This window comes from Dolichospermum sp. FACHB-1250 (assembly GCF_014696335.1).
In the GTDB taxonomy this organism is placed as follows: Bacteria; Cyanobacteriota; Cyanobacteriia; order Cyanobacteriales; family Nostocaceae; genus Dolichospermum; species Dolichospermum planctonicum.
The window spans coordinates 1-9,857 of sequence record NZ_JACJPZ010000086.1; the positions used below are offsets into that span (position 1 = coordinate 1).

The 9,857-nt window shown below is 37.2% G+C and carries 10 protein-coding genes and 1 pseudogene; 8 read left to right on the plus strand and 3 right to left on the minus strand.

The features are described from left to right. From H6F39_RS20515 to H6F39_RS19455, 4 genes and pseudogenes are all read left to right on the plus strand, one after another. Positions 1-180: pseudogene (locus H6F39_RS20515) on the plus strand (hypothetical protein); the annotation flags it as partial. A gap of 18 nt (positions 181-198) precedes the next feature. Beyond that, positions 199-1,077 (plus strand): glycine--tRNA ligase subunit alpha, encoded by an 879-nt coding sequence (gene glyQ, locus H6F39_RS19445; protein WP_137908963.1) that lies wholly within the window; start codon positions 199-201, stop codon positions 1,075-1,077. Between the two features lie 172 nt (positions 1,078-1,249). Continuing rightward, positions 1,250-1,735, plus strand: a complete 486-nt coding sequence (locus tag H6F39_RS19450) for a DUF4079 domain-containing protein (protein WP_190371343.1) — start codon at positions 1,250-1,252, stop codon at positions 1,733-1,735. A 94-nt stretch (positions 1,736-1,829) separates the two neighbouring features. Further along, positions 1,830-4,184, plus strand: coding sequence for a ComEC/Rec2 family competence protein (locus H6F39_RS19455; protein WP_190397252.1), 2,355 nt, complete (start codon positions 1,830-1,832; stop codon positions 4,182-4,184). 123 nt (positions 4,185-4,307) lie between these two features. On the opposite strand, the gene H6F39_RS19460 is transcribed toward H6F39_RS19455, so the two are convergent. Together H6F39_RS19460 and era are read right to left on the minus strand one after the other, a co-directional pair. Continuing rightward, positions 4,308-4,781, minus strand: coding sequence for a TspO/MBR family protein (locus H6F39_RS19460; RefSeq protein ID WP_190371350.1), 474 nt, complete (start codon positions 4,779-4,781; stop codon positions 4,308-4,310). A gap of 41 nt (positions 4,782-4,822) precedes the next feature. Next, positions 4,823-5,797, minus strand: coding sequence for a GTPase Era (gene era, locus H6F39_RS19465; protein WP_137908966.1), 975 nt, complete (start codon positions 5,795-5,797; stop codon positions 4,823-4,825). A 346-nt stretch (positions 5,798-6,143) separates the two neighbouring features. Here era and rfbC point away from each other — a divergent pair, with 346 nt between their 5' ends. The 3 genes from rfbC to H6F39_RS19480 are packed head-to-tail and all read left to right on the plus strand — an operon-like array spanning position 6,144 to position 8,654. Then, positions 6,144-6,689: a dTDP-4-dehydrorhamnose 3,5-epimerase gene (rfbC, locus tag H6F39_RS19470; RefSeq protein ID WP_137908967.1), complete on the plus strand. Its 546-nt coding sequence runs from the start codon at positions 6,144-6,146 to the stop codon at positions 6,687-6,689. Beyond that, entirely contained in the window at positions 6,682-7,581 is a 900-nt protein-coding gene (rfbD, locus tag H6F39_RS19475) for a dTDP-4-dehydrorhamnose reductase (RefSeq protein WP_190397253.1), read from the plus strand. Before rfbC ends, rfbD begins: the two co-directional genes overlap by 8 nt. Further along, on the plus strand, positions 7,578-8,654 hold the full coding sequence (locus H6F39_RS19480; protein WP_190397254.1) for a glucose-1-phosphate thymidylyltransferase: 1,077 nt from the start codon (positions 7,578-7,580) through the stop codon (positions 8,652-8,654). The genes rfbD and H6F39_RS19480 overlap by 4 nt, the downstream gene beginning before the upstream one ends. A 255-nt stretch (positions 8,655-8,909) precedes the next feature. On the opposite strand, the gene H6F39_RS19485 is transcribed toward H6F39_RS19480, so the two are convergent. Next, entirely contained in the window at positions 8,910-9,227 is a 318-nt protein-coding gene (locus H6F39_RS19485; protein WP_137908970.1) for a helix-turn-helix domain-containing protein, read from the minus strand. A 301-nt stretch (positions 9,228-9,528) separates the two neighbouring features. Between H6F39_RS19485 and H6F39_RS21255 the strand changes: the two genes are divergently transcribed. After that, positions 9,529-9,825 (plus strand): AbrB/MazE/SpoVT family DNA-binding domain-containing protein, encoded by a 297-nt coding sequence (locus H6F39_RS21255; protein ID WP_190397255.1) that lies wholly within the window; start codon positions 9,529-9,531, stop codon positions 9,823-9,825. The last annotated feature ends 32 nt before the right edge of the window (positions 9,826-9,857 follow it).

Here is a 9,857-nt window from a genome sequence, read left to right on the forward strand (position 1 = left end):
AGGTTCGGTGCGCTGTTCGGCGTTGCCTCTCTCGGCTTCGCTGTTCGGCACTTATTCAATATATCTAATCTATTTGGGTTTGTCAACTACTTTTTCCATCTTTTTGGAAAAAAATTTTTTATTGCCCTGAAACCTGCCCACAGTGCTGGGTTTAGTCCACAATGGGTTAGAAATTGTTGACTAAAGGAAGAGTAGATAGTGAATTTCCAGTCCGTAATAGCGATATTGCATGAGTTTTGGGGACAGCGTGGCTGTTTAATTGCTCAACCCTACGATATGGAGAAGGGCGCGGGTACTAAGAATCCCCATACGTTTTTAAGGGCTTTGGGACCTGAACCTTGGGCTGTCGCCTATGTTGAGCCTTGTCGTCGGCCTACAGATGGTCGTTATGGCGAAAATCCGAATCGCTTTCAGCATTATTATCAATATCAAGTGTTAATTAAGCCGTCACCAGATGATATCCAGGAGATTTATCTTGATTCTTTGCGAGCTTTGGGGATTTGTCCTGAAGATCACGATGTTCGCTTTGTGGAGGATAATTGGGAGGATGCGACGGTGGGCGCTTGGGGTACTGGTTGGGAAGTGTGGTTAGATGGGATGGAAATTACCCAATTTACATATTTCCAGCAATGTGGAGGCATTGATTGTCGTCCTGTGTCCATTGAGATTACTTATGGTTTAGAGCGATTGGTGATGTACCTTCAGCAAGTGGAGGCTATTACTAAGATCCAATGGACTGATAACATTACTTATGGTGATGTTCATCTTCAAGGTGAGATTGAACAGTGTACTTATAATTTTGAAGCGTCTAATCCTGAAATGTTGCTGACGCTGTTTGGTTTATATGAGCAGGAAGCTACTCAATTAACAGAACGAGGATTGGTTTTACCTAGTTTAGACTATGTGATTAAGTGTTCTCATGCTTTTAATTTACTGGATGCTAGAGGGGTAATTTCGGTGACGGAACGAACTCGTTACATTACTAGGATTCGGCATTTGGCAAGGAAAGTGGCTCATTTATATGTTGAACAAAGGGAAAAGTTGGGTTTTCCGTTGCTTAGGAATAATATAAGCTAAAATTTTTGGCGTTGCATAATTGAATCATGAATTAACTCACGCAAAGGCGCAAAGGTAAGAGTTTTAAAAATGAAAGCCAGAGAATTCATACCTCAATTCAGCAAGTCCAAATTTTTCAATTCCCCCCCGCAAGGGGGATACGGAAGTTAATGTTAAAACAGTGGTGTGTAAGATGGTAAATATCAGTGCAGTTTTAGAACCAATTGCGAGTTGGTTTCGTTCTCTGGGTGTTCCTGAACCGATTGTACATTGGGGACATCCAGTAATGATGGGAATTGTGATTTTTGTGGTGGGGACTTTTGTGGGGGTGATGGGTTGGCGTGGTAAGTTGCTGGAGGGGAAGGATAAGGATGCAGCTATTCAAAGCCGTAATGCTCATCGTCAATTAGCTCCCTGGTTGTTTTTATTTTTAGCTGGTGGGTATATTGGCGGAGTTTTGTCGTTAGTGATGCAGCAAAAACCGCTGTTTGCAAGTCCTCATTTTTGGACTGGTTCGCTGGTGTTAATACTGTTGTTAATTAATGGTGTGATTTCTCTAAGTGGATTTTTTGGCGATAAAGCTGGGTTGCGTGTAGTTCATGCTTATTTGGGGACTATAGCACTAGGGGTTATGTTTGTTCATGCTGTTTTAGGGTTTAATTTGGGTATTTCTTTATAATTTTCTGATTGCCAAAGTTACCAAAGATAAATTATTTGTGTAAAAAGCAAATTAAATTTTAATCTACTGGGTGCTTTGGCATTTATTGTGATTTATGATGCAAACGAGTGGAATAATTATCTGTCTTAGTTATATTTTGGGTTTGCTATTTACCGCAATTCCCTGGGGTGGTGTCTGGATTTTATTTTTGGGTGTGGTTGGGGCAGTGTTATTTCGCCGAATATATGTTAATTTAAGGAAATTTGCTCTCAAAAGAGATGGGACTGCTGACAAAACAAAGCTGGTTGCTAATAACTGGACAAATATTCCCCATCCTAGTCTGTGGTTAATAGCTGGTGTGGTGGGTTTGTTGGCTACTTTTTATTTTAATTTGCGATTACCTCAACCGGGAATAAAAGATATTAGTCGCTTTGTGGCTAGTGATAAAAGTAATCTTGAACAGTCAGTGATTGTGCGAGGGTTGGTGGATAGTAATCCTCGCTTAACTCGCAGTCAAAGGGGACAATTTTGGTTAGCAGCGACTCAGTTAGATGAGGTACAGAATAATCAAGCTTCTGGGGGGAATCCCAGGGAGGTAACAGGTAGGTTATACGTGACTGTACCGATACTTCAGTCTACTGGTTTATATCCTGGACAAGAAATTGCGGTGACAGGATTTTTGTATAAACCAACAGCAGCGTTAAATCCTGGTGGTTTTGATTTTCAGAAATATCTGCGACAGGAGGAGACTTTTGCGGGTTTAGCGGGAAGACAGATTAATATTCTCGATGATCAGCGTCCTTGGGGATGGTGGCAAGTTCGTGGGAAAATCGGGAGATCACAAGCTCGTTTATTAGGTGTTCCTGAAGGTCCTCTTGTCAGTTCCATGGTTTTAGGCGCTAAGGCTGTTGATTTACCCTATGATATCCGTGATTTATTTGTAAGGACTGGTTTGGCTCATGCTTTGGCTGCTTCTGGTTTTCAAACTTCTTTAATTTTGGGTGTAATTTTACAGCTAACTAAAGGTACAAATAAAGCTGCCCAGATCACTCTGGGTGGCTTGGGATTAACTGGTTTTTTGTTTTTAGCCGGTTTTGAACCTGCGGTATTAAGAGCCGTAATTATGGGCTTTGCGGCTTTGCTCGGTTTGGCTTTAGAAAAAGGTGTGAAGCAGTTGGGATCTTTGTTGATAGCAGCAACATTATTATTATTATTTAATCCTTTGTGGATTTGGAATTTAGGTTTTCAATTGAGTTTTTTAGCTACGTTAGGATTAATTGTCACCGCACCAGCAATAGATAAACGTTTAGATTGGCTACCACCAACAATTAGTTCTTTAATTTCTGCATCTTTAGCAGCAACAATTTGGACTTTACCCCGATTGCTAGAATTTGCTTGTGTAATTGTAGTTTATAGTGTGCCTCTTAATATTCTGACGACACCATTTATTTCTATCATTAGTCTTGGGGGAATGATTAGCGGTTTAGTAGGTTTAATTTTACCAGATTTAGGAAGTATTTTAGCGGGTTTTTTATATTATCCTACCCATTGGTTAATTCAACTGGCGGAATTTTTTGATCATTTACCAGGAAGTCAGATACCTGTTGGTAGTATATCAATTTGGCAAATGTTGATTATCTATCTTTTAATTATTTTACCTTTGTTAGTAAAATGGTGGCAGAAACGCTGGTGGTTTGCAGGTTTTATTGTGGTCGGTTTGGTGCTTTTTCCCCTGTGGTATTCTCATGATAATTTGCTAAGAATTACTTTATTAGAAACCAGGACTGAACCTGTTTTAGTAATTCAAGATCGAGGAAATATTGCGATAGTTAATGGGGGAAATGAAGGTACGGGTAGATTTACAATTCTCCCATTTTTAAGACAGCAAGGGATAAATCAAGTTAATTTGGCTGTCGCTAGTAAGTTCCCTGGTCATAGTTATGATCCTTGGTTGGAAATTATGCAAGATATACCAATTAAAAATTTCTATGAATATACTCCCAATTTAGAGGACAATATTGCCACTCAATTACTGCAACAGCAACTCCAAGAAGAGCAAGGAATCTATCAAGGTTTAGCAGTTGGTCAACCGATAAATAATTCGACAATTATCGCACAATTAATTAATGAGCAAATACCAATTTTAAAATTACAAATTTTTAATCAAAACTGGTTATTGGTCGGTAATATTAAATCCCAACAAATTCAAGAACTAATTAAAAGCGGAGATTTGTCTTCTCCCCAGGTTTTATGGTGTCCATCAGAATCTTTACAAGATCTAATTTTAGCACTTAAACCGCAAATAGCCATCTCTCCTACTAATAATTTAGATAGTAAAACATTATCTTCTTTAAGTAAAGGACAAACGAAGATTTTTTTTACTGGTAAAGATGGTGCAGTTCAATGGACACCGAATGAAGATTTTCAATCTTTCATTCAAACAACAGAAAATAAATCTTCTGTTTTATAATATGGGATTTTTTCGCGCCAAGATACAAAGGAGCAAAGACGCAAAGGAACAAAGAGATAAAACCTATGATAAAAAATAAAAAGTTGAAAGTCAAACATCATCAAGACTTTCAACTTTCCGGCTTTAAGCATCTTGAGGATTAAGACGACTCATTTCCCATGTGGTGTATGTACCTATAGGACTCCACAGTAAATAAGGTAATAATAGTAACGCCGACCAAATGGATACTGGTAGAACTGCTAATGTGATTAACAAACAAATCAGCAATCCTGTACCACCGATAATTGTCCCAACTATGAGACTGCGAAAATGTAACATTACAGGGGTGTAAGCTATGGTAAATATTTCTAGGAGTAGGTATAAAACCATCATCAAGCGTGTTGTATAGCTATTTGGGCTGTGTTCCCAAATGATGTAAGCTGACCAAGCACCGCAAATAAATATTACTGTCCAAATCAGGGGAATTGCTGATTCAAATGTTAACCATCGAGGTCTTTGTAATTGTCTAAACCACTGACTCTGGTTGGGTGTCATCCAGTTACCAGCAAAACCTACTAAGAATGCTATAATGCCAATTATCATCCAAGATTTAATCATAACTGCCTTGGTGCTGACTTTTACCATAACCAGTTTATCACTTATTCCTCGACACGATAACCTAGTTCTGCTAACCGCACCCGTGAATGTCGCCATTTGGGTTGTACTTTGACAAATAATTCTAGATAAACTTTCCCCGCAATTAGCTTTTGAATTTGTTCTCTAGCTGCACTACCAACAGATTTAAGCATTGTTCCCCCTTTACCAATAAGAATACCTTTTTGCGAATCTCTCTCAACATGGATGGTGGCAAGAACGCGGGTAATTTTTGGGGTTTCTTCGACTAAATCAATGGCTATGGCTACGGAATGGGGAACTTCTTGACGAGTTAGTAATAATATCTGTTCTCTAATCAATTCACCCATAATAAACCGTTCTGGCTGGTCTGTAACCAAATCCGGGGGATAATAAAATGGTCCTGGTTCGAGGTGACTAATTAATAAATCTTGCAGTTGTAATAATTCCGCGCCAGTTTTAGCAGAAAATTTCGCAGTTTCCCATTGATAAGTATTGGCTAATTGAATATAACTTTCATTTATTTTTTGAGCATCTTCCGGTTGTTGATCAATTTTATTAATTCCTAAAATTACGGGTGTTTGACTATGAGTTAATAATTCAGCAACATAGCGATCGCCCGCACCACAGGCAACCGTACCATCAACTACAAATAATACAACATCTACTGACTCAATGGCAATTTTCGCATTTTTTACCAGCACTTCCCCTAATTGATGATGTGGTTTATGAATACCCGGTGTATCCACGAAGATCAACTGGGCGGTTTCTGTAGTTAAAATACCTCTTAAACGATTGCGAGTAGTTTGGGCTATGGGGGAAGTAATGGCTATTTTTTGCCCAACCAATTCATTCATTAAAGTGGATTTACCGACATTAGGACGACCGATAATACCGATAAAACCCGATTTAAATCCAGCAGGTGCTTGGGGAATCATCACACCACCGAAATCAGTAAAAATATTATTATCAATATGAGACACTTGTGATTCTACTTGCATTGTTTACAGTTATGATCAATAGATGATTTTGATGAAAATTCTCTTGAAGAATACAGATATATCAATTATTGCATATTTATGGAAATAACAAGAAAGGATAAATCAAAATTTGGCCTTGCTGATTAAATATATGAATATGTATCACCGAAAGGCGCAAAGATGCAAATAATCAGGTTGTAGCTGTTAAACTTTGATTGTGAAATTAACATTTTGTGCTATTATTTAATAGTTTTGAGAAAAAATAGGACTAAAGTTCTGACTACAAGTTAGAACATTATAGCAGTTGGCTAAGTCCTAAAAAAATAATACTTATTTATTAATTAGCGAACTAGTAAAATTAAAAACCATGAAAACTATTGCTACGGAGATACCAGAGATTATCTTGATTGAAACGCCAATCTTCCAAGACTCAAGGGGCTTTTTTTTGGAAGCCTATAACGAAAAAATATTCACAGAAAAACTGGGAATTACAGCCAAATTTGTTCAAGATAATCACTCAAAATCGGAAGAAAATGTGTTGCGAGGATTACATTATCAAATTATCCAGCCCCAAGGTAAATTAGTTCGCGTTATTGCTGGTAAAATCTTTGATGTGGCTGTGGATATTAGAAAAAAATCTCCCACATTTGGACAATGGGTAGGTTACGAACTCAGCACCGAAAATAAACTCCAAATGTGGATACCAGCAGGTTTTGCTCATGGCTTTCTCGTACTTTCAGAAATGGCAGAGGTGATATACAAAACTACAGATTATTATGCACCGGGAAGCGATCGCGCTATCATTTGGAATGATGCAGATTTAGCTATAGTTTGGCCTCTGAAAACACCTCCAATTTTATCAGCTAAAGATAGTAATGCTCCAACTTTTAAAAAAGCGGAAGTTTATGAATAAATCAATATTACTAATAGGTAGTAACGGACAAGTGGGTACAGAACTAAAAAATACCCTTTCATCCAACTCTACCAACTATAAAGTTATTGCTTATGCACGTCCGCAAATAGACTTAAATCAACCTGAGAACCTCCGTCAAATTATCAAAGAAACCCACCCGGAAATAATTATCAACGCTGCTGCTTATACAGCCGTAGACAAAGCCGAAAGCGAACCAGAAATAGCTAATACTGTCAATGCTATAGCCCCGCAAATTATCGCCGAAGAAAGCCAAAAACTAGGAAGTTTCTTAATTCATCTTTCCACAGATTACGTATTTAACGGTAATCACAATTATCCCTATCAAGAAACTGATATTCCTAATCCATTAAGTGTCTATGGAAAGACAAAATTAGCCGGAGAAATAGCAATTCAAAAAACTTGTCCCCATCATCATATAATTATCCGTACAGCTTGGGTTTATGGGACTTATGGAAAAAGTAATTTTGTGAAAACGATGTTACGACTTGGTAAAGAAAAACCCGAAATTAGGGTAGTTGCAGATCAAATTGGTACTCCTACTTGGTCTCAAGATATAGCATTGACAATATCCCAAATTATCCCCCAATTAACATCAGAAATTACTGGAATTTATCACTATACAAATAGTGGTGTTGCGAGTTGGTATGACTTTGCTATAGCTATTTTTGAAGAAGCTGAAAAAATGGGCTTTTCCCTGAAAATTGAAAAGATCATTCCTATTACCACTCCCGAATATCCCACACCCGCAAAACGTCCCGCTTACTCCATTTTAGCTTGTGATAAGATATCTAGAATATTGGCAACTTATCCTCCCCATTGGCGACAAAGACTAAGATTAATGTTAAAAGAATTACAAGGAAAATCTCTATGAAAGCACTAATTTTATCCGGTGGAAAAGGCACAAGATTACGCCCCTTAACTTATACCGGAGCAAAACAACTTGTCCCCGTTGCTAATAAACCAATTTTATGGTACGGAATTGAAGAAATGGCTGGGGCGGGAATTACGGATATTGCTATTATTATCAGTCCAGAAACAGGAGAAGAAGTCAAAAATAAAACCGGAAATGGGGAAAAATTCGGTGTGAATATTACCTATATTTTGCAAGAACAACCAGCCGGTTTAGCCCACGCTGTCCAGGTGGCGCGTCCTTTTTTAAAAGATTCTCCATTTATGATGTATTTGGGAGATAACTTAATTCAACAAGGGGACTTAAGTTCATTTTTGCATAAATTTAGCCAACAAGAACCAGATGCTTTAATTCTGTTGCGTAAAGTCCCAAATCCTAGCGCCTTTGGTGTAGCGAAGGTAGATGAAAAAGGTAAGGTATTACAATTAATTGAAAAGCCAAAAGTTCCCCCGTCAAATTTAGCATTGGTAGGAGTTTATTTCTTTTTGGCGACTATCCATGATGCAATTTCTCAAATTAAACCTTCAGCGAGGGGAGAATTAGAAATTACGGACGCTATTCAATGTTTAATAGATCAAAAAAAAGAAGTTTTAGCTTATAATCTTGATGGTTGGTGGTTAGATACAGGGAAAAAAGATGATTTATTAGAAGCTAACAGGCTAATTCTTGATACCTATTTAACAAAATCAATTTTAGGCGACATTGATAGTAAAACTCAGATTATTGGTAGAGTAGAAATTGGTGCTAAATCTAAAATTATCAACTGTACAATTCGTGGACCTGTGATAATTGGGAATAATTGTTATTTAGAAAACTGTTTTATCGGTCCTTATAGTAGCATTGCGGATAATTCAACCCTGATAGAAACGGATTTAGAACATAGTGTAGTTTTAGAAGGTGCTAAAATTACGGGTATTCAACAGCGGATTATTGATAGTTTAATTGGACAACGCGCCCAATTAAGTATAGCCCCCCGTCGTCCTAAAGCATTACGTTTTTTAATTGGTGATGATTCGCAAATTGAACTAACTTAAAGGCAATAGGTATCATTCTAGACACTGTACTAATATTCAATAAAAAGGCTGGTTTTAGCAATACTATAAATACCTTGCTACAACTGGCTTTTATATCAATATTTTCTGTCATGATTATTTCTTTTTATCTTTAGGACTTACGCACAAGTTACTAAAAACGAACCACGCCAGATCACAGAGATCACAGAGGAATGAGAGTTTGAGATCGAGTAAATATCTACCATTCATCAAAGTCAACCTTTTCACAAGCACAAATTAAACTACTATTATCCGTGCATCATCTCTAGATTTAGCTTTGACTGTAATTTCTACATCAATTCCCAAAGTATTGAGAAATCTAAACATTCTTTCTAGAGAAAAACCTGTAAGTCTTCCTCTCATTAAAGCAGAAACTTTTGGTTGATCAATTCCTAATAATTCAGCCGCTTCTGCTTGTGTAATATGACGTGCAATGATAGCATTACTGATTTTTCGTGCTAGTTCTGCTTTTACTAGTATTTCATCTGGGTTGGGTAAACCTAAGTCAGTAAATACGTTACCGCTACTGGGTTTTATTTCAATATGTTCTGTCATGATTATTTCCTTTTCTCTTACTGATAAACTTGTTTATAATGCTGTTTTTCTCTTTCAAGTCTTGCTTCAATTAAGTCAATGTCTTGCTTAGATGTAGCAATACCATGTTTTGATTTTTTCTGGAAGAAGCGAATCAATAGTTAACAGGCATAAAATCCCTTGAATTTCTTGCGTGGCGTGGCTGTATACAAAAAATATTAAGCCCTATCCTAAGTTTACATCATTACTTGCGGCTTTCTACTTGACTATTTTTATTTATGTAATTACAATGTAAACACCACCCTATCCCCAAAAACATAAAATGGGTACAGCAATCAAAACCCGAATAGTCAAAATTGGTAACTCCCAAGGGTTACGCATCCCCAAAACCCTATTAGAACAAAGCGGAATTAACTCAGAAGTAGAAATAGAAGTTCAAGGAAATCATCTCATTATTCGCCCAATTGAACAAGTCAGAAAGGGTTGGGAAAAAGCATTTATAGAAATGGCAGAAAACCGCGATGATATCTTATTAGATCCCACATTCCGCACCCCAAACTGTCACAGAGGTAAATTACGTAGAGAAAAAATTAAAGAGAGCATCAAAACAAACATATAAAGTGAAAAAAGGCATTTGAGAAACAGTAAATC

What these genes read in the sequence shown, in the direction of transcription:
- H6F39_RS19450 (WP_190371343.1), top strand. Translation starts at nt 1,250, where the DNA reads ATGGTAAATATCAGTGCAGTTTTAGAACCAATTGCGAGTTGGTTTCGT.
- H6F39_RS19455 (WP_190397252.1), top strand. Translation starts at nt 1,830, where the DNA reads ATGATGCAAACGAGTGGAATAATTATCTGTCTTAGTTATATTTTGGGT.
- H6F39_RS19460 (WP_190371350.1), bottom strand. Translation starts at nt 4,781, where the DNA reads ATGATTAAATCTTGGATGATAATTGGCATTATAGCATTCTTAGTAGGT.
- era (WP_137908966.1), bottom strand. Translation starts at nt 5,797, where the DNA reads ATGCAAGTAGAATCACAAGTGTCTCATATTGATAATAATATTTTTACT.
- rfbC (WP_137908967.1), top strand. Translation starts at nt 6,144, where the DNA reads ATGAAAACTATTGCTACGGAGATACCAGAGATTATCTTGATTGAAACG.
- rfbD (WP_190397253.1), top strand. Translation starts at nt 6,682, where the DNA reads ATGAATAAATCAATATTACTAATAGGTAGTAACGGACAAGTGGGTACA.
- H6F39_RS19480 (WP_190397254.1), top strand. Translation starts at nt 7,578, where the DNA reads ATGAAAGCACTAATTTTATCCGGTGGAAAAGGCACAAGATTACGCCCC.
- H6F39_RS19485 (WP_137908970.1), bottom strand. Translation starts at nt 9,227, where the DNA reads ATGACAGAACATATTGAAATAAAACCCAGTAGCGGTAACGTATTTACT.
- H6F39_RS21255 (WP_190397255.1), top strand. Translation starts at nt 9,529, where the DNA reads ATGGGTACAGCAATCAAAACCCGAATAGTCAAAATTGGTAACTCCCAA.